Source organism: Lishizhenia tianjinensis, assembly GCF_900116425.1.
GTDB lineage: Bacteria > Bacteroidota > Bacteroidia > Flavobacteriales_D > Crocinitomicaceae > Lishizhenia > Lishizhenia tianjinensis.
This window is the reverse complement of sequence record NZ_FPAS01000003.1, coordinates 241126-261129: the sequence shown is the minus strand read 5'-3', so window position 1 is coordinate 261129 and position 20004 is coordinate 241126. Positions and strand designations below refer to the sequence as shown.

Annotated in this window: 21 protein-coding genes; 11 read left to right on the top strand and 10 right to left on the bottom strand. The window is 37.7% G+C overall.

The genetic code is table 11. The annotated features are described in order from the left end of the window. Positions 1-110 precede the first annotated feature (110 nt). Both BM327_RS10945 and BM327_RS10940 read left to right on the top strand, forming a co-directional pair. Positions 111-521, top strand: coding sequence for a pyrophosphohydrolase domain-containing protein (locus tag BM327_RS10945; protein WP_090249425.1), 411 nt, complete (start codon positions 111-113; stop codon positions 519-521). Continuing rightward, the gene (locus tag BM327_RS10940; protein WP_090249422.1) at positions 505-936 is read left to right on the top strand and encodes an NUDIX domain-containing protein; all 432 of its coding nucleotides are present in this window, start codon (positions 505-507) and stop codon (positions 934-936) included. Before BM327_RS10945 ends, BM327_RS10940 begins: the two co-directional genes overlap by 17 nt. Here BM327_RS10940 and BM327_RS10935 read toward each other — a convergent pair. Next, on the bottom strand, positions 928-1494 hold the full coding sequence (locus BM327_RS10935) for a hypothetical protein (RefSeq protein WP_090249416.1): 567 nt from the start codon (positions 1492-1494) through the stop codon (positions 928-930). The genes BM327_RS10940 and BM327_RS10935 overlap by 9 nt on opposite strands. Before the next feature lie 102 nt (positions 1495-1596). Here BM327_RS10935 and BM327_RS10930 point away from each other — a divergent pair, with 102 nt between their 5' ends. Then, the gene (locus BM327_RS10930) at positions 1597-3072 is read left to right on the top strand and encodes a hypothetical protein (RefSeq protein ID WP_139230342.1); all 1476 of its coding nucleotides are present in this window, start codon (positions 1597-1599) and stop codon (positions 3070-3072) included. A 69-nt stretch (positions 3073-3141) separates the two neighbouring features. Here the strand turns inward: BM327_RS10930 and BM327_RS10925 are convergent, their stop codons facing one another. Then, complete coding sequence (locus BM327_RS10925; RefSeq protein ID WP_090249410.1) at positions 3142-4065, bottom strand: aminopeptidase; 924 nt, start codon at positions 4063-4065, stop codon at positions 3142-3144. Continuing rightward, entirely contained in the window at positions 4066-4716 is a 651-nt protein-coding gene (locus BM327_RS10920) for an IMPACT family protein (RefSeq protein ID WP_244526216.1), read from the bottom strand. Between the two features lie 17 nt (positions 4717-4733). On the opposite strand from BM327_RS10920, the gene BM327_RS10915 reads away from it, so the two are divergent. Then, positions 4734-5273 (top strand): hypothetical protein, encoded by a 540-nt coding sequence (locus BM327_RS10915; RefSeq protein ID WP_090249407.1) that lies wholly within the window; start codon positions 4734-4736, stop codon positions 5271-5273. Next, entirely contained in the window at positions 5273-5740 is a 468-nt protein-coding gene (locus BM327_RS10910) for a CYTH domain-containing protein (protein WP_090249404.1), read from the top strand. The genes BM327_RS10915 and BM327_RS10910 overlap by 1 nt, the downstream gene beginning before the upstream one ends. Here BM327_RS10910 and BM327_RS10905 read toward each other — a convergent pair. The 7 genes from BM327_RS10905 to porX all read right to left on the bottom strand — a co-directional run bounded on the left by BM327_RS10905 (position 5737) and on the right by porX (position 12871). Continuing rightward, positions 5737-6696, bottom strand: coding sequence for a T9SS type A sorting domain-containing protein (locus BM327_RS10905; protein ID WP_090249401.1), 960 nt, complete (start codon positions 6694-6696; stop codon positions 5737-5739). The genes BM327_RS10910 and BM327_RS10905 overlap by 4 nt on opposite strands. 56 nt (positions 6697-6752) lie before the next feature. Further along, entirely contained in the window at positions 6753-7655 is a 903-nt protein-coding gene (locus tag BM327_RS10900) for a hypothetical protein (protein WP_090249398.1), read from the bottom strand. Positions 7656-7711: 56 nt separating this feature from the next. Further along, positions 7712-8560 carry a T9SS type A sorting domain-containing protein gene (locus tag BM327_RS10895; RefSeq protein ID WP_090249395.1) on the bottom strand — a complete coding sequence of 283 codons (849 nt, stop codon included), beginning with the start codon at positions 8558-8560 and terminating at the stop codon, positions 7712-7714. Between the two features lie 112 nt (positions 8561-8672). Further along, positions 8673-9386 carry a DUF4258 domain-containing protein gene (locus BM327_RS10890; RefSeq protein WP_090249392.1) on the bottom strand — a complete coding sequence of 238 codons (714 nt, stop codon included), beginning with the start codon at positions 9384-9386 and terminating at the stop codon, positions 8673-8675. A 284-nt stretch (positions 9387-9670) separates the two neighbouring features. Next, on the bottom strand, positions 9671-10894 hold the full coding sequence (locus BM327_RS10885; protein WP_090249390.1) for an alanine dehydrogenase: 1224 nt from the start codon (positions 10892-10894) through the stop codon (positions 9671-9673). Next, entirely contained in the window at positions 10891-11304 is a 414-nt protein-coding gene (gene tsaE, locus BM327_RS10880) for a tRNA (adenosine(37)-N6)-threonylcarbamoyltransferase complex ATPase subunit type 1 TsaE (protein ID WP_090249387.1), read from the bottom strand. Before tsaE ends, BM327_RS10885 begins: the two co-directional genes overlap by 4 nt. 25 nt (positions 11305-11329) lie before the next feature. Continuing rightward, complete coding sequence (gene porX, locus BM327_RS10875; RefSeq protein WP_090249903.1) at positions 11330-12871, bottom strand: T9SS response regulator signal transducer PorX; 1542 nt, start codon at positions 12869-12871, stop codon at positions 11330-11332. Between the two features lie 46 nt (positions 12872-12917). Here porX and BM327_RS10870 point away from each other — a divergent pair, with 46 nt between their 5' ends. From BM327_RS10870 to rlmD, 6 genes are all read left to right on the top strand, one after another. After that, positions 12918-14168 carry an HD domain-containing protein gene (locus BM327_RS10870; RefSeq protein ID WP_244526215.1) on the top strand — a complete coding sequence of 417 codons (1251 nt, stop codon included), beginning with the start codon at positions 12918-12920 and terminating at the stop codon, positions 14166-14168. 171 nt (positions 14169-14339) lie between these two features. Further along, positions 14340-15374, top strand: coding sequence for a UDP-3-O-(3-hydroxymyristoyl)glucosamine N-acyltransferase (gene lpxD / locus BM327_RS10865; RefSeq protein ID WP_090249384.1), 1035 nt, complete (start codon positions 14340-14342; stop codon positions 15372-15374). Between the two features lie 17 nt (positions 15375-15391). Continuing rightward, positions 15392-16792 carry a bifunctional UDP-3-O-[3-hydroxymyristoyl] N-acetylglucosamine deacetylase/3-hydroxyacyl-ACP dehydratase gene (locus tag BM327_RS10860; protein WP_090249381.1) on the top strand — a complete coding sequence of 467 codons (1401 nt, stop codon included), beginning with the start codon at positions 15392-15394 and terminating at the stop codon, positions 16790-16792. 1 nt (position 16793) lies between these two features. Next, the gene (gene lpxA / locus BM327_RS10855) at positions 16794-17570 is read left to right on the top strand and encodes an acyl-ACP--UDP-N-acetylglucosamine O-acyltransferase (protein WP_090249378.1); all 777 of its coding nucleotides are present in this window, start codon (positions 16794-16796) and stop codon (positions 17568-17570) included. Between the two features lie 111 nt (positions 17571-17681). Continuing rightward, entirely contained in the window at positions 17682-18179 is a 498-nt protein-coding gene (locus BM327_RS10850) for a hypothetical protein (RefSeq protein WP_090249375.1), read from the top strand. 248 nt (positions 18180-18427) lie between these two features. Further along, a complete protein-coding gene (rlmD, locus tag BM327_RS10845) occupies positions 18428-19936 on the top strand; it encodes a 23S rRNA (uracil(1939)-C(5))-methyltransferase RlmD (RefSeq protein WP_244526214.1) in 1509 nt (502 codons plus the stop codon). Positions 19937-20004 lie beyond the last annotated feature (68 nt).

Here is a 20004-nt window from a genome sequence, read left to right as displayed (position 1 = left end):
AACAATTAGATATTACGATTGTGTATAGTCGCCAATTTTGTGGATAAATACTCAGCAGAATAAAGCTCTTCTCTTCTTCAATTCTAATATCTTGGTCCAAAATTGATTATATGAAAAAGGACTTTGCAGATATTATCAAGGCCGTGGAAACCTTTCACGATAGCTTTGGAATCAAAAATGAATATGAACCGAAAGGAGCAATCAGTGAGGCAGACTACACCTTGCGTCACCGTTTAATGCAAGAGGAGAACGAAGAGTATTTAGAAGCTGCAAAAGAAGGAGATTTAGTTGAGGTAGCTGATGCTTTGGGAGATCAACTATACATCCTTTGTGGTACTTTGTTAAAGCATGGACTCCAAGATAAAATAGTGGAAGTGTTTGAAGAAATTCAACGTTCTAACATGAGTAAGTTGGATGAAAATGGAAAGGCTATTTACCGAGAAGATGGTAAAATCTTGAAATCAGATTTATATTTCAAACCAGACATCAAAGCGGTTTTAAAAGGTGAGAAAACAGTTTAATATTCGAGTTTACGGTCTACTTACCAACACGCAAGGTGATGTGCTTCTTTCAGATGAAAATAGATTTGGAAGAAGCTTTACTAAATTTCCGGGAGGTGGTTTGGAGTGGGGAGAAGGTCTGAAGGAGTGCTTGGTGCGTGAATTTCAAGAAGAATTGAATTTGGAAATCGAAGTGGGGGAGCTTTTTTATTGTACAGATTTCTTTCAACAATCTGCCTTCAACGATAACGACCAACTCATAAGCTTGTACTATTGGGTAAAGCCTTTACACAAAGAATTTGGCAGTGAATTGCCCATTACCCTTACAGATGCAGAAGAACAACCAAGATGGAAGCCCCTGGAGAGTATTGGTCCGCAAGATTTAACTTTTCCGGTAGATAAAATAGTGGCGCAAAAATTAAGTGAACTACATTAAGCGCTTTTGAACGTACTGCTCTATTCTTCCATAAAACTGAATAGGGTTGTAGGTTCTCCAAGAAACATCTTCTAATTCTCCACCCATCACAAAGAACTGGTCGAGGTGTATCTCTTTGAACTCTTCCAATACGTGGTCGTGAAAATTCACCATGGCTATCCAACCATCCTCCAATTCATCGAACCATTCTTCATAATAACTATCGTCCGAATAGTGAAAATTAAGTACATTCTCTCCTATAATAATGAACTTATCTATACCGTTTTGCATAAGATGTTCAATAATATCACGTTTAAGGGTCATGATATCATTATTGATAGCATCGTTCCATTCTCCAATGAATTCGATGATACAGAAACCAATTTCATAATCGGCGTAAAGTATCTTCATAAAAAGAGTGGGTGAACCAAAATTATCCCATTGTGGGTGTATGGCAAAATTGTAGAGGGCATCGCTGAATTCAAATTCAGAATACTCTCTCTCAAAGAATGGTGAATACGCGTCTTCTGAGGCAACGTAATAATCTCTCCAGCTAAAATGAGGTTCAATAAAATGCATAAATCAAAGGTAGTTGAAAAAGCAATTGAATAATTTGTTTTGGTAGGCTATTTGCGTGATAAGTTTAACTTTGAAATAGAATTAACAAATAAATTTTTTTACATGAAAAAAATGAAAATCATCTTAAGTCTTGGATTAGCAGCAGTGCTTTTTTCTTGTGGTGAAAAAGGTATGAGTAGCTTGCGTGCCGATGAACTTTTAGAGGGCTATGTTGCTACAAATACATCAGTGGTAGCGTATGGTGCAGTTGATTACAATAATATCGTAAATAAATCGGATGCGAAGAATTTACCTATGTATGGTGACGTGTTATCAAGCACGCTAGATACCTTCAATTTAGCCTTGCCAGAGGATGCTCGAATTTACTTCGCAGTTGAAAATTCAGATACAACAGATGGTTTGCCAGCTGATAAAGGCGTATTGATTTTAGATGTGAAGGATCACCAAAAATTGGTCGATCAAATTGTAAACATGAGCTTTACGAATTTATCTGAAGAAGAAGATTTATCCATTTTCGTTAGCGACAATCAAGTGATTGCAATTACACCGAAAATGGCCGTTGCCTTTGTAGAGAAAGATGAGATTATGGAGCCAGTGGCTTACGTGAAAGATTTCTTTGCGAAAAATAAAAACAAATCGAAACAAGACATAGCACATGAAGTCTTGGCAGATGATAGCGATATTGTTTTTTGTACGAAACCTGATGCGATGTATGTTGAGGCAGCTGCATTCAGCAAAGATGTTACAGTAGAGCAAAAGAAGATGACATTGATGTACATGAAAGATGCCCAGTTTAAAACAAGTGTGCGTTTTGAAGAGGGGCAAGGAGTAATTACAACTAAAGCCTATGTAAATGACGAATTGAAAAATGCATTGTTCTTAAATACGAATGACAATGAAGCTATTTTCGAGAAGCTAGGTGCTTTTGAAGCAAACATGGGAATCTGCATAAATATAGATGTGGATAAAATGGACAAGTTTGCCAAAACAATAGATCCGAATTACATGAATAAAATTTTGGCGCAAAGCGATGTGAGTCCTTTGGTTTCAATTTTACTAAGTTCTAACAAATTGAATACTTTCATCAACGGTAAGTTTACAGCTGTTGCACAAATCGCGGGTAAAGCTGATAGTTTGAATTATGTTTCTGCTTACGCGGGTGTAGGTGAAAGTATGATGAATTTATTGGACAACAGCAAAGATTTATGGTCGTCTGAAGTTAAGGAAACTGCTGCCAATGAATTCTTAATTGGAAAGAATCAGAAAGTGTACAAGAACGATGATTTCTTAATGTATAAAAAAGGAGTGAATGGAAATTTCCCAGAAGGAAAAGTTACAGTACCAGAATGGGCAAAAGGATTTGGATCGAAACCAGTGACAGCTTTTGTTGACATCAATGCTTTACCAGAAGATATTAAAGTAGACTTAGATGATGCAGAGTTTATGGTGGATGCCCTAGACCATATCTACATGGAAGCTGATAATTTAGAATCTCGTATTGTAATTAAGGCGAAAAAGGGACAAGAAAATGTATTGAAACAATTGTTAGAGAGTTTCATGGCTGCTAATGGATTGTAAGAGAAAATTAAGATGATTAAAAAAGGCTCATTTCTACGAATGAGCCTTTTTCTTTGCGTTGAAATTTCTTTATAATTCTTGCATCAATACCTTGTACAAATCTACCATACAGGCAATGTCAAACTTGTGTACTTTTTCGTCTGGACTATGTACATTATCTTCCGGAGCTCCAATAAAACACCAGTCAAAGGGTAAATCTGTTTTTTGCAACATTGTTCCATCGCTACCCCCTGCAGATTCTACTTCTAATTGATGAGCAATTCCACTTTTACTGGCTATGCTTAGAATTCTGTTCAAATATTTTCTTCTTGGAATACCGCTATCACGCATAGAAATAGCCACGCCTTTTCCGTGGTGCACACCATCTGTTACCCAAGTTATATCAGAAATCAAAGCTTGGCGTACTTGGTAATTATCGTAAATATATCTTCCTAAAAAGCCCACAGAACCTCCACCGTGTTCTTCGTAAGTAGAGAATACGATAATTCCATTTTCCAAAGTTTCTGCTACTTGCAAAGCGTTCCAAACACCGAGTCTGTTATCTAGATAAGGACTTTGAATGTATTCTTCTGTCTCTCTGAAATTAGGTTTAAAACTTAAAGGTGTACCTCTATCAATTTCTCTGTCCAAAACATATTGTATGCTGGTAGATCCATTTTCATCTTCTATGAGCATGAGTTCTGTTTCAATTTCACCCTTGCTGTCTTGTCCAACTAATTCATAACCTTCAACCGCTCTTGGTCCGCCAATTTTGATAAGGTTTTTACCGTAAGCCGACATATAACCTATGGTATCTATGTGCGCAAATAGGGCTGTTTTAGGTTTTCCAAATACCAAAATTATAGCATCTTGAAATTCTTCTCCCGCTATGATTTGAGGTTGAACCTTCCAGTTTTGTTTAACTTCATGAATATGGTTCAACAAGAAATCTTTAATCTCCGCTTCGTCTCCAGAAGTTCCGCGAACTTCTATCAGTTTTTCTAATAATTTCATTTAATATATTCCTAAATCGCTAATTGATGTATTGTCTAATTCTTCCAAGTGTTCGGTAACCATTTCGCTTATTTCTAAGGGAATTCCCAAACGAAGTTTACAGGAGAGTTCAAACACTTGTTCTTTGATGATAAGGTTGTGGTCTTTAACAAATTTCATGATGCCGGGCATTTCAGGATATTCGAAATTTACATCTATCCATTGATGCACGGTAACCTCTATAATCTTACCGTTGTCTATAGCTTCTTTTGCTGCAGCTCTGTAGGCGTGAATTAAACCGCCAACACCAAGTTTGGTTCCTCCAAAATAACGAACGACACAAATGAGTACATTGGTTAAATCATAAGATTGAATTTGCCCCAAAATGGGAGCCCCGGCAGAATTCGAAGGTTCTCCATCATCGTTGGCTCTGTAAACATCTTTATGCAAACCAAAGCGATAGGCATAACACCAATGTCTGGCCTGGTGGTGTTCTTTACGCCATTGTTCAAGGTAAGTTTTTGCTTCGTCTTCGTCATAACATTGTACAATGTAGCCTATGAATTTAGAGCCTTTTTCTTTGTACAATCCTTCTGACTTCGCGTGTATAGTTTTGTATTTATTTATCTTTTCCAGAATACTTTTTTTCTCAAAAGTACCTATCTTGCACAAACTATAAAGTGATTACCATGAAAATTTCGAAACTAGCGGTTTTATTGGGCTTGTTTGTCATTTCTTTTGCTTGTAAAGAGGAAGAAGTGGTAGATAAGTGCTCGGATGGATATTTGTCTGTTGGTGAAACAGCCGTAGACTGCGGGGGAGATTGCCCACCGTGTGCTGAACCAGAAGAAATAAGCTATGCATTTGCGAAGATTAATGGAGATAAATGGACCTTCCAGAATTATGAAATGGTCTATTCGGGTAATTATTATTTTTTCGCAGATTACGAAAACGATAGTCTTGCCATAGAAGTGAAATTTAATTTTGGAAACGGAGATTCTTTAGGAGCTCGACCTATGATGCCTTTGAATAATTATGTGAAAATCACAGACAAGTTGCAAAACCAAGTTGATAATTACACTACGCTCGGATCTGGAACTGTAGTGTTTTCTAAAATAGATGTTGTAGACAATCAATTCTCAGGATTTTTTGAAGCAAAATTGGCCCAAGGTTTTGGAGATACTGTAAAAGTAACTAACGGACAATTTGAGCACGTAAACGTAAATTAATGGGGAAGGAAATAGAGCGCAAATTCTTGGTAGATAAAGCGAAGTGGGAAACTTTCAAGAAAGACCTCAAAGCTGAAAAAGTTCAAATGATTCAAGCCTATATTGGAAGAACAGCATTACAAACTTCACCCGTAAGAATTAAATCTAAAGCTGGAAAAGAGTCTGCTTATTTCACTATTAAAGGCAATACAAAAGGTATTACACGCTCAGAGTTCGAATATGAAATACCCGTAGCCGACGCAAAAGCAATGATAGCTGAATTCTGCTCAAAACACATTGATAAAGTAAGGTTTACCTTTGATTTTCAAGGAACAACTTGGGAAGTGGATGAGTTTACTTCACCCAAAGCAGGCTTAATATTGGCAGAAGTTGAATTGAAGACAGAAAATGAGGAAGTAGAATATCCCGATTTTATCACCCAAGATGTTTCTACTGATCCTCAATATTTCAATGTAAATATGCTTTAGTGTTGAACGATAAGTTTTTCACTAAACCTCTCCTCACCGTATACAAAGTTGACGAAATAAGCACCATTGGTTAAATCACTAACAGCGAACTTTGCAGTGAAATCCTCACCTTCGAAAGTCATTCTTTCTTGTTGAACAAGTGCTCCTGTCTGATTGAAGATTTGAAAAGTGATGTCATCTTTACTTTCTAACTTTCTAGGTTTAAAACGAAGGTTAGTAACGTGATTTGCTGGGTTGGGAAAAAGCTTTAATTCATTTTCAGGAACAACAATAGGTTCAATTGTTTTCTCGGGTCTTTCCACCAAAACTACTGCTCCTATCATGGGGTAATAATCTAAAGGAATTTGTTCAATATCTTCTTTGGTTAAGGTGTAGATTGTATCTCCCACATCTTCATGTTTTTCTGAATTTATACACTCCTCGGGAATCATTTCAAGTGCTATTTCACCTTCTATACCTTCTAACTCATCGTAGGTATTCGTTTTGTTCCAATTTTGTTCCACCTCTTGAACACTGTCTTTTTCAAGTTGCTGAACGGTATTGGAATCTTTTACTAAAGCTAGCTCTCCAAGTGTTTCAGGGTCGGAGTTGGTGAATATAGATGTGCCTTTCGATGTTAATTCAAGTAAGTTCACCTGCGGACTTTCCATTTCACAGGAGTAATTAAAAAGTCCTAGTCCAAACACCAACAAACAAGCCGCTGCGAAACGGGCCAATTTAAACCTTTCCTTGTAAGGCAATTGATAGATCGTGTTGAGTTGATTGGAATTTAGCCTTCCACATACATTTTTATGCGAGGAGAGATGAGACATTATTTCTTCCTTCGACAGGTGGGTGAAGTCAACAACAGTTTTAGCGCAAGAAGAACAAAAGCGGTCTTTCGCATTAGGGGTCATGGTGTTCCAGTCTTCATGACAGGGTTCTGGTATGCTAATTTTATACAGTGAATTTTTCATACTCGTTGATTTATGTTTTCAATATTAAGAGGGTAGGTCCTTTAAAATTTTGGTTGTTATAAGTTTTCATTTACTCTAAAAGAAGTGTGTACAGTTCTCTTACCTATGCTTATTACTACATGATAGTCGCCTGGGGATAATGGGGTTGTATGCAATTGAGTTTGAGATAGAGGTAACTTTATAAGGTGGTCTTGTTTGTAAATTAGATTCGTCCAATTTTTATAGATTTCGATTTTTGCTGTATACACGCTTTTTTCATAAGGTTCAAGGGGTAGACCTATAAAATCTACAATCACTATACTGTCTTCCAAGTATTGTGTTTTAATATAGGGTGATGTAATTTGGGGAGAATGATTTGGTGTTGAATTTTCTGACTCTAAGTGGGGAATAGTAATTTCACCTTCAAAAATGAAAGAACCTAAAATGAAATTTTCATCTTCTAGATAGTTATAAGGCTCCGAGAGTTCAACGGCTCTTTCTTTTGTAATCGATGCTGTGGATTGAATGCTGGAAAATTCTTGGCTTAGATTACTGTCTAGTAGAGAGAAGTTTCTGATGTAATGAGAGGTGTCAAGTTTTTGATCTTGAAGTAAAGTTAGCGTGTCGTGTACATTTACTTCTTGTTCTGTGAGGGTAAGAAGGTCTGCTGCTGGACTCTCCATTTTACAACTGTAAAAGAACAAACTCATACCAAAAACTAGAAATAAAGCCGCTGCAAATCGAGCCAGCTGTTTTAAGGGTGTAGGAGTTAGGGAAGAGGGATGATAAGTTTTTATTCTACCACAAGTTTGAGGATGTTTTTGAAGATGTTGGTAGATTTCTTCGGGTGTACTATTTGTAAAATCTATTACAGTTTTAGCACATGAGGAACAAAACTTTCCTTTATCAGTCGGAATCATTTCCTTCCAGTCTTCATGACAAGGTTCAGGAATGGAAATATGTAGGTTTTTGTAATTCATCGCAGTGTTTTTTTAGAGAAGTACACCCTTAGGTGAGAATGGTTTAATTCATGGGGTTAATTTTTAACGAGTACGGTCTTTAAAACTTCACGACCATAAATGACCTGTAGATAGTATACTCCGGCTTCTTTTCCGGTAAGTGATAAAATCGTTTCAAAATTCCCTCCTAAAAATGGGTAGCTGTCGTCTTCCAATAGTCTACCGGCAGCGTCATAAATACGAATTTCAATTTCAGAAGAAGAGCTATCCTGCATGGGAGGAATGAATTGTAATTTGAAAAAATCACTACTTGGGTTTGGAAAAACTTCTAGGGAACTTTTCAAAGGTTCAATTGGCTTTATTTCTCTGGTCACGGTGGGTTGAATCGTTTTTATTGGAATTCCTGCAAAGCTTATTTCTCGTTCTACCCTGTGAACAGCTGAGTGTATGTTGATTTCTTGAAAGTTAAGTGTATCTGTTGCAAGACTATCCTTCTGGGCCATTTCAATGATAGTATCTTGATGGGATTCGACTTTATATGTGCTGTCAGGAGGTAAAACCTTTCCCATAAAGTATTGTTCTTGTAAATTGTCGATAAGGTTGAAATGCGGTGTTTCCAAATCACAACTATAGCTGAATAAGCTCAATCCAAAAACTAGAAAACATGCAGCTGTAAACCTGGCTAAATTGAAACGTTGAGCATGTGGCAATTGATAGCTTTGACGAAGTTGTGTAGAAGTAAATCTTCCACATAAATCCGATGTTTCATAGAAAGCTTGCTCAATTTCTTCGTGATTTTTATTGGTGAAGTCATAAACGGTTTTAGTACAAGCCTGGCAGTGGCGTCCTTTTTCAAGCTTGGACATTTTCCCCCAATCTTCATGACAAGGTTCAGGAATACTTATGTAGAAATGTTGCTGTGCCATGTTGTGCTGTTTTTTTTATTTGTACAACCAAGATGAGCAAGCGTTCATTTTTCCATAAAAAAAGTCCCTCTAAATGAATAGAGAGACTTCGACAATAGGTTTTGGTGAGAGATTACTTTAATCCACAAGGATATTCTTCTCTTCCTTCAAATTCTATTTTATTGATAAAGATTTTAGAGAGGTACCAAATGGTTTTGGCGTCTACTACTCCTAATTTTCTATCTGTAAATTGTAATTGTTGTTCTGCTTTCGGTAACATCAAATTAGATTGGTCAAAGTTGATGCGTGTGGTGTTGAGCATATCAGCTTGTATAGAATCATATTTTTGGTAAGCGAAGGCTTCTAAAAGACAATTATTCAAAGCTGTATCCATGTACACCATGTTGGTATCCATAGGGAATTTGATGAAATCTCCCCAACCCGTATAGTTTTCTACACGGTGAATATCTTCTCCATCTTTTAATATTTCTCCAACAGTAATGTAGGCATCTTCATACAAAGAAAATTGCGCCCTTACATTTTTACCGTTAAATTCTTTGTTGATCAAGTAAACTTTAGGGTAAACATCTTGGTCTTTTAAAGAACCACCAAAATCAATTTCTCCATCGTTCAAGAAAGAAATAAAGTCGTCTTCTGTTAAACCTTGTGCTTTCAATTCTTGTTTTTCTGCTTCAGGTAAAGCGATTACTTTCCCCATAAGGGTGTTTTTTACTCGGTTAGAAGGTAACCAAGAACATCCTCTGTTTTGAAAAAAGAAAAAGACGAAGATAGATCCGATTAAAAATCCTCCTAAATAATACTTAAACCTGTTGATGATTTTATCCATGACCAATGTTTTCCGCGAAATTAGCCAATCTGTTGTAATAAAGTAGGGATTTAAAGATTTAAGTATTTAAAAATTTAAGAATTTGAAAGTTGGGTGAAAGTGAAAAGATAGAACAAATGTTTACCATAGAGTCCGCTAAGGTATTACACAAAGTTCACGGAGAAAAACATTCCCTTTGTGCTCTGCGTGAAAAGCTTTGGGTTCTTTGCGGTTAAAACCGCGTTCTTTCGAAATCTTAAAATCTAAAAGTCTAAAGGTCTAACCGTCTAAAAGTCTAAAAAAATCTATTTAATTCCCATAATAAACAGCTCCAAATCTTTGTAATTCAGGTTGAAGGCATTTCCCAAAACTTCACTGGTTAAAGTACCTTGGTACATGTATACTCCATTTCTGAATCCAGAATTTTGTCGGATCAACTCTTTACAACCTCCGTATTCACCCATTTCTAAAAGTAGGGGAGAGAAGATGTTGGACAAAGCAAAACTTGCTGTTCTTGCCACTCTTGATGGAATATTGGGTACACAGTAATGGGTTACTCCAAATTTCTCAAAAGTTGGCGTATTGTGGTTGGTTAATTCGCTGGTTTCAAAACATCCACCTTGATCTATACTAACATCAACTACTACAGAACCTGTTTTCATGTTTCTCACCATTTCTTCGGTTACTACACATGGTGTTCTTCCTACAGAAGAGCGTATGGCTCCAATAACAGCATCCGCACGCATAAGCGCTTTGGCCAATACTTTGGGTTGAAGCACAGAAGTGTAAATTCTGCTCCCTACATCATTTTGTAAACGTCTTAATCGAGATAGAGAACTGTCAAATACTTTTACCGAACATCCTAATCCTAGCGCAGCTCTTGTGGCGTATTCTCCCACCGTTCCTGCTCCTAAAACTACTATTTCAGCGGGTTGAACTCCAGCAATACCTCCGAGCATCATTCCTTTTCCACCTTTGTAAGCAGAAAGTAATTCGGCAGCAATTAAAATAGATGTAGTTCCTGCAATTTCTCCTACGGTTCTAACCACAGGGAAAGAACCTTCTTCATCTTTCATGTAATCCCAAGCCAAGGCTGTTATGCGCTTGCTCATCAAAAGTTGAAGGATCTTTTTGGGTTGTATATTGATTTGAAGCGCAGAAATCAAGGTTTGATTTCCAGGCATCATGTTGGCTTCTTCTTCAGAAAGCGGGGCTACTTTGAATATGATTTCACATTCAAAGATTTCTTTGGTGGCATAAACTATTTTGGCTCCAGCCTCCGAGTATTCTTGGTCAGAGAAATTGGCCATTTCTCCAGCTTTTGTTTCAATTTTTACTTCATGACCATTGGCCACTAATAATGAAACAGCCTCAGGCACCAAGGCTACACGTCGTTCTTGAAAGGAGGTTTCTCGGGGGATACCTATGTGTAGGGCATTTTTCTTTCTCCCTACCTCTAACATTTCTTCTTGAGGCATCAATCTGCCTTCTTTCATCAATCCTTTTAAAACTTCTGGGTCCGTTATCATAGTTCTATGTCAAAAATGCGCGCTTGGTCTGGCGCAACTTCAATACTTACCCATACGGTGTTTTCGGGCAAAAGGTTCTCTATTTTTTTAGGCCATTCTATTAAACAAATATCATCGCCGTATAAATACTCTTCTATACCTATGTCATAGGCCTCATCTTCGTGCTCTAAACGGTATAAATCAAAGTGGTGAACAGTACCCATTTTTGTATCGTGTTCCTTAACATAACCAAAGGTTGGTGAGGAAACATCTGACTCATCAGAAATGGCAGCTATGAGTCGGGCAATAAAAGTGGTTTTTCCACTTCCCATCTTCGCGTCAAAGGCGAAAATGCTATGCGTTTCTAAAAGTGGCAGCATCTGATCTACCACTTTATCTAATTCTTCTTCGTTGTGTACAATGATTTGCATTGCGAGATCTATAAACGTTTCAAATTTATTTGGCTTCCATCACCACAAAGGGTATTAGAATTTCTTCTAAACTAATACCACCGTGCTGGAAGGTGTTTTTATAAAAGTTTACAAAGTAATTGTAGTTGTTGGGGTAAACAAAGAAATCTGCTCCTTTTGCAAACACAAATTCAGAACTTAAATTACTCTTGGGTAAAAAAGCTTCCTGTGGATCTTTCACTTGGAATACCTCCTTGGCCTTGTAACTCAGGTTTTTTCCTGTTTTGTAACGCAAATTGGTGTTTACATTTTTATCACCAACAATTTTTACCGGGTTTTGAACTTTTACGGTTCCGTGATCGGTTGTAAGTACAATCTTTGCTTTGCTCTGGGCTATCTTTTTAATGATGTCAAACAAAGGGGAATGCTCAAACCAACTTAGGGTTAATGAACGGTAAGCACTTTCATCATCTGCTAATTCGCGAATTACTTCCATGTCTGTTCTAGCATGAGAAAGCATATCTACGAAGTTGTAGACAATTACATTCAAGTCGTTATTAGATAACTGGTGGAAATTGTCGTTTAACTTTTTCCCTGCCTCTAAATTGGTAATCTTATTGTAAGAGAAATTGATGTTTTGTCCCAAACGCTTTAAGTTAGCCGCCAACAATTCTTTCTCGTGCATGTTTTTTCCACCTTCATCTTCTTCGTTCTTCCATAAATCAGGGTGCTTTTTAGCAATTTCAGAAGGAAGCAAACCTGCGAAGAAGGCATTACGTGCGTAGTGGGTGGCAGTGGGTAAAATACTGTACACCAAATCATCTTCTTTTATACTGAAGTATTTCGAAAAGAGTGGTTTCAATACTTGCCATTGATCGTAACGCAAATTGTCGATGACCAATAAATAAGTGGTGTCTTTTATTTCCGGAGCTACTCGATTTTTAATCAAAGTTGGAAGCATGTCAGGCGCTTCTTCTGTTCCATTTAACCACTCCAAGTAATTATCTTCTATAAAGCGTACAAATTGTTCATTGGCTTCTTGCTTTTGCATGCGCAGAATTTCTTCCATGCTTTTGTCTTCCGCCTCATCCAATTCCAATTCCCAGTATACCAATTTCTTGTAGATGTCTTTCCATTCATCCTTGTCCAAATTATCGCCCAAGTCCATACCGATTTGACGAAATTCTTGCTGGTAATTGGCATTGGTTTTTTGCGAAACCAATTTACTCTGGTTCAAGTTCTTTTTTAAACTCAACAAGATTTGATTAGGATTCACCGGTTTGATGAGGTAGTCAGCTATTTTACCACCTATGGCTTCTTCCATGATGCTTTCTTCCTCACTTTTGGTGATCATCACTATAGGCAACATAGGGTTTCTTTCTTTGATGCGTGTCAAGGCTTCCAATCCAGAGATTCCCGGCATGTTCTCGTCCAAGAAAACAATATCAAAATTGTGTTCTTCACATTGTTCTACGGCGTCGTCTCCATTGTTAACCGTTTGAACATCATAGCCCTTTTGTTCCAAGAACATGATGTGTGGCTTTAACAATTCAATTTCGTCGTCTGCCCAAAGTATTTTCGTCTGCATCGTTTTTATTTTTAGCTTTACAGTATCAGTATTTAAAAGTATAGTTTTGAATCCAAACTCAAGCACCAATAACAAAAAGAAAATCATCAATGATCCGGTTTATGGATTTGTTTCCATTCCCAATTCTATTGTTTTTGATATCATTCAACATCCGTATTTTCAACGCTTGAGAAGAATCACTCAGCTGGGACTCACCCACTTGGTCTATCCCGGTGCTCATCATACCCGTTTTCACCACTGTATAGGTGCTACGCATTTGATGAGTAAAGCTGTACAAGTAATACGTAGAAAGGGGCACTTTATTTCAGAGCAAGAAGAAAGAGCAGTGATGTTGGCCATACTTTTACATGATATAGGTCACGGACCATATTCTCACACCCTTGAGCACGATATAGTTAAAGGCATTAGTCACGAAAAAATATCGGCATTATTTATCAAAGAAATTTCTAAGCAATTCAAAGGAGAATTGGATTTAGCCCTACTTATCTTCAACAATAAATACCACAAACCTTTTTTGCATCAATTGGTGAGTTCGCAATTGGATATGGACAGAATGGATTACCTCAACAGGGATTCTTTTTACACAGGAGTTTCTGAAGGTGTGATAGGTTCTGATCGCATCATAGAAATGCTGAATGTTGTGGATGATAAATTGGTGATGGAGGAGAAGGGGATTTATTCTATTGAAAAGTTTATTGTGGCACGTCGACTCATGTATTGGCAAGTATATCTGCATAAAACGGTAGTTGCTGCTGAATGGATGTTGATGTATATTTTGAGAAGAGCCAAAGAATTGAGTAGAGACGGACATCATTTGTTTGCTAGTCCTGCTTTGCAATACTTTTTAGAACGCGACATTAAAATCGAAGATTTCGAAAAGAATGCGGAAGCACTCAACAACTTTGCACAATTGGATGATTTTGACATTATGGGCGCCATCAAAGTGTGGCAATTCCATGAGGATACCGTTCTTGCACGTTTGTCTAAAGGGTTGGTAAATAGAGATTTGTTTAAAATTGAAATTAGTACAGAACCTTTCGGACCAGACCGTTTAGAATGGGAAAGACAAATGGTACAAAGTACCTTTAACATTGCTCCAGAGGACGCCCATTATTTTGTGTATACGGATAAATTGGTAAACAATGCATATAATACTTTTAAAGAAAATATTAATGTCTTGTACAAAGATGGTCGAGTAGTGGATGTAAGTAAAGCTGCCGACAACTTAAATATCTCTGCACTCACAGCACCTGTAGAAAAATATTTCTTGTGTTACCCTGTGGAAATCAGGAGGTAGGAGCACCTTTTTTACGCGTGTTAAGTTTGTCTTTTTGTCCTTTTTTATCACCGAGAGACTTCGGTCATTCTTTTCACTCAGAAAGAAATACTTATCTATTATTTAAAGAATGTTTAAAACAATGAATTCTTGAGTATCCATATAAGCTGAGGATTTTTTATTTTTGACGTCATGAAGTTTACCGCAGAGCAAATTGCAGGTATCATTAAGGGTGACATTGAAGGCAATAAAGATGTTACAGTTAGTGGTTTATCGAAGATAGAAGAAGGTCAGGAAGGAACACTTTCTTTCTTGGCGAACATGAAATACGAAGAGCACATTTATACAACAGGAGCATCTATAGCTATTGTTGATAGAGCTTTTACTCCATCGAAGGAACTCCCTTCAACCTTAACTTTAATTAAAGTTGATGACGCATATTCTTGCTTTGCGCAGTTATTAGAGGTGTACAACCAGATGCGTACGAAGCAGCCTAAAATTGAGCAGCCTTCATTCATAGATGAAAACGCTACGATAGGAAAGGATGTTTACGTTGGAGCTTTTGCTTACATCGCTGATGGAGCAGAGATAGGGGATAACGTGAAAATTTATCCCAACGTTTACATTGGAGAAAATGTGAAAATTGGAGCAGGTACAGTTATCAATCCTGGTGCAGCCGTTTACGCGGATTGTGTAGTAGGTGAAAACTGTTTAATTCATGGAGGTGCTATTATAGGTGCTGACGGATTTGGATTTGCCCCTGATGAGAATGGAGAATTTCAAAAGGTGCCACAAATTGGAAATGTTGTTTTAGAAGACAACGTGGAAGTGGGATCTAACGCAACCATAGATAGAGCTACTTTAGGATCTACGATTTTACGTAGAGGAGTTAAATTGGACAATTTGGTTCACTTAGCACACAACGTAGAGGTAGGTAAAAACTCTGCAATGGCCGCACAAGTTGGTGTTGCAGGTTCTGCTAAAATTGGTGAGAACGTTATGATAGGTGGGCAAGCGGGTATTTCTGGTCATATAAAAATTGCCGACAGAACTAAAATTGTTGCGCAATCCGGTGTTCCAGGGAACGTGAAAAAGCCAGATCAAACCTTGATGGGAACGCCAGGTATTCCTATCGATGATTTCAAAAAATCTTTCTTCGGTTTCAGAAAATTGCCGTACATCCTTCAGAAATTAAGAGAATTAGAAGATAAAATATCAAATAAATAATTGCATCCGTTACTATTATGTCTGAAAAGCAAAGAACGATAAAACAAAGCGTAAGCCTTGAAGGTGTTGGTTTACATACTGGAAAAGCTGTAACGCTAGAAATTTGTCCAGCCCCAGCAAATCACGGTTATAAATTTCAACGTGTTGATCAAGAAGGAGAGCCTATCATCAATGCAGACGTTGATTTAGTGGTTTCTACAGAAAGAGGAACAACCTTAGAGAAAAACGGAATTCGTATTTACACAACGGAGCACGTTTTGGCAGCCCTTTACGGAATGCAAGTAGATAACGCATTAATCAAATTAAATGCACCTGAAATTCCTATTATGGATGGGAGTGCATTGCCTTTTGTTGAAGCGATAGAAAGCGTAGGTTACGAAGAGCAAGATGCCGAAAGAGAATACTTCGTGTTAGACGAAATTATTCCTTGGGAGGATCCTGAAAAAGGAAACGAAATCTTGGCGGTGCCAGACGAAAACTACCGTTTAACAGTAATGGTAGATTACAAATCTCCAGTGTTAGGAACGCAACACGCGTCTATGTACAACATTGGTGAATTTAGAGAAGAAATTGCCAAGTGTAGAACTTTCGTTTTCTTAAGAGAACTAGAATTCTTGGCGAAAAATAACTTGATCAAAGGTGGAGATTTAGACAATGCCATCGTATTGGTTGAGCGCGAGGAAGTATCGCAAGAAGAGTTGGATAACCTGGCTAAGTTGTTAGGGAAAGAAGACTTGAAAATTGAAGTGAAAGGAATGGGTGTTTTAAATACCATTAAACTTCAATACCAAAATGAACCTGCACGTCATAAATTGTTAGACATCGTAGGAGATTTAGCTTTGGTAGGTAAGCCAATTAAAGCACACATCTTAGGCGCTCGCCCTGGTCACTCAGGAAACGTTCAGTTTGCCAAAATCTTGAAAGATAAAATCAAGGCACAAGCCAAAGCTCCGAAGAAATTCGATTTAGAAAAAGAGCCTATATACAACATCAACGACATTGAAAAAATGTTGCCGCACCGTTACCCTTTCTTATTGGTAGATAAGGTGATAGAAATGACGGAAGATGGTATTGTTGGGGTGAAAAATATTACCATGAACGAACCACAATTTACAGGTCACTTCCCAGGAAACCCAGTTTTCCCAGGAGTATTGCAAATTGAGGCCATGGCACAATGTGGTGGAATTTACGCTTTGTCGAAAGTAGACGAGCCAGAATTGTACTCTACTTACTTCATGAAGATAGACAACGTGAAGTTTAAGCAAAAAGTAATTCCAGGAGATACAGTTGTTTTTGAATTGAATCTTTTATCACCTATGCGTAGAGGATTAGTGAACATGGGCGGAAAAGCGTATGTTAACGGCCAAGTTGTAATGGAAGCAGAAATGCTTGCACAGGTAATTAAAGATAAAGCATAACATGATTAGCAATTTAGCTTCAGTTTCTAAAGATGCTCAACTCGGACAAAATGTTAAAGTTGAGCCCTTTACTACTATCTACGAAGATGTTGTGATTGGAAACAATACGGTGATAGGACCGAACGTGACCATCTACCCAGGAACAAGAATAGGAGAAGATTGTGAAATCTACCCAGGTTCTGTGATTGGTGTAATTCCACAAGATCTAAAATTTGGAGGAGAGTACACCACCGTTGAAATTGGTAACAATACCAAAATCAGAGAATGTGTAACTATACACAGGGGTACTACCGACAAATACAAAACAGTAGTTGGAGACAATTGCTTATTGATGGGATATGTACACGTTGCCCACGATTGTATTTTAGGAAATAATGTGATCTTGGCCAATTATGTTGGACTATCAGGTCACGTTGAAATAGATGATTTTGCCATTATTGAAGGAAAGGCAGCTGCCCAGCAGTTCGTGAAAATAGGGAAACATGCCTTTGTAGGTGGTGCGTCCTTGATCCGTAAGGATATTCCTCCTTTCATTCGTGCGGCAAGAGAACCCTTGACTTTCGCAGGTGTAAACGCCATAGGTTTGCGTCGTAGAGGTTTTACAGACGACCAAATAAAAGAGGTAGAAGACGTATACAGAACCTTGTTTGTATTGAACAACAACGTATCTAAAGGCTTAGAAGCTGTTGAAAATGAGTTACAAGGTACAGAACTTAAACAGCAGGTAATTGACTTTATTCGCGCAAGTGATAAGGGGATTATTAGAGGACCTTTGTAGGTTTGGAGACTGTTAGATTTTTAGACATTTAGATAGTTAGAATATTAAAGTCCTCTCAAATTTTGGGAGGATTTTTTTATGGATACTCCTTGAATTCTTCATCTTTAAAGCATGAAATATTTACTGCTATTGATTCTCGGCTTGGGTATTCTCAATGAAAGCGATACAACGCCCAAATACGAAAGTATTGCGTTACAGTATTATTTAGATGCTATAGAAAACAAAGATGTTTTTCTATCCAGTTGTGATTGCAAGCAGGAGTACTATACAAAAAAGACCTTGAAAGTTTATGACGCTACAGTGAGTGAAGTAGAGGAGAAGCTCTTTTTTAAAGATTACAAAAGTGAAGATTTTAGCGTAGATACAACAAGAGGGATAGTTTTGGAAAATCTCCCCAAACGCGTCAAATTAACCCATAAATTAAATCACTACAGGAGTTGGCACTATTACCTAAAGTTTGGTCATAGAAAGTATTTAAAGGACCAAGTACTTATCTCGTTCTCTTTAAAACACTATGAGCACTGCTCTCCTCAAATCTTTAGTTTTCTTATGAATTCGAAAGGAGAAATCCTTGAAACAGATCAAACCATTTGGTGCGATGAGAATTAAATGTCGGCCTTCGAGACTTCTCCTACCTCGAACCCCAAGCCTCAAAACCCCAATCCTTCAAACTCTCAAACAATGGTTCACGAGCCATGTCAAGAGACAAATCTTTTAGAAGCTAGAGTCCTAGATTTCTAGAGATCTAGTATTGTTCTATGTCCATTGCAAAACCAAATCTTCAAATCTTCAAATTATTCAAATCCCTCAAATCCCTCAAATCCCTCAAATTTTTGAATTTTTGAATCCTTGAATTTTTGAATCCTTTTACTATTCGTATTTTTGCACCAAATTCAGAAACATTGGTAAATAGAGGTCAAGAAATAGAATTAGAGATCACAGGGTTTGCGTTCGGTGGAAACGGAATTGCAAAGTTGGGCTCAGAGAAGGGAGATTACGTTTTGTTTGTACAAAATACTTTTCCCGGACAACGTGTTTTGGCGAAAGTCAACAAAAAGAAAAAGCGTTATGCAGAATGTAAATTGTTGAAGGTCATTGAAAGATCTCCCCAAGAAACAAAAGTGCCTTACCAAGAAATTAGTGGTGCGCCTTACATTCATGTTCCGCCCGCTTTGCAAGAAGAGCACAAGCAAACTACAACCCTTGATATTTACCGTCGTTTAGGAAATTTCCAAGACATACAAGAGCGTTTTGATAGCTTCATTTCATCTCCAAATCATTACAACTACCGTAATAAAATGGAGTACAGTTTCTCTTGTATAGAGCACGATATAGAAACAGACGAAGAAATAGATGATGCTTTCGCCCTCGGTTTTAAACACCGTGGAACGTGGTGGAAAGTGGAGTCGTTGAATAAAGAGTCTGGACTTTTCGATGCGGAATGGGAAAACAAACTCAAAGAAGTACGTGAGTATTTAAAGGCAACAGGTTTACCAGCTTGGCACCCACCGCGCAAAGAAGGTTTTTTCCGTCATATAGTTGTGCGTAAATCTTTTGATCAAGACCAGTTGTTGGTGAATTTGGTGACTTCTAGTGTTGGACAAGAACAATTCGATGCAGAAGCATTCGGTGAGTTTTTGAAAACAACTTTTGGCGGAAGAATCGCAGGTTTCCAGCATACCATCAATGATAACGTAGCTGATAGAGCTAAAATTGAAAACGGTAACTGTAGCTTAGTATTTGGAAGCAACATCGTTGTAGAAAAATTATTGGGCTTGGAGTTCGAAATTTCTATGGAGAGTTTCTTCCAAACCAACCCGAAATCTGCAGAGCGTTTGTATAACAAGGCTATGGACTATGTTTTCGAAGGAGACAATACTTTGAACGGAGAGGTTGTAATGGACCTTTTCTGTGGAACAGGAACCATAGGTCAAATTCTTTCTACACGTACAGAGGATGCTGAAATTATCGGTGTTGACATCGTAGAAGAAGCTATTACAGATGCCAAAAGAAACGCCAAGCGTAATGGTATAGATAAAGTTAAATTCTATGCGGCTGACGTAGGTAAATTCTTGTTAGAATACCCAGAATATCAAGGGAAAATAGGGACTATCATTTTAGATCCACCGCGTGCGGGTATCGCTCCAAAAACCTTGAAAAAGGTAATTGCTTTGGGTGCGCAACGCATCGTGTACATATCGTGTAACCCATCAACGCAAGCCAGAGATGCCGAGCAGTTGAGACAAGCCGGTTACGATATGCGCAAGTTAAGCTTGGTAGATCAATTCCCACATACCGGTCACATCGAAGCCGTGGCACAATTCGAATTCGACGCCAGTATGGTAAAAACAGAAGAAGAAAATTAAGAGATAGGAGCAGCGAAAGTTGCTCTTTTTTTTGAGATAACTTCTCCGATCTTATTTTTTGAATCATC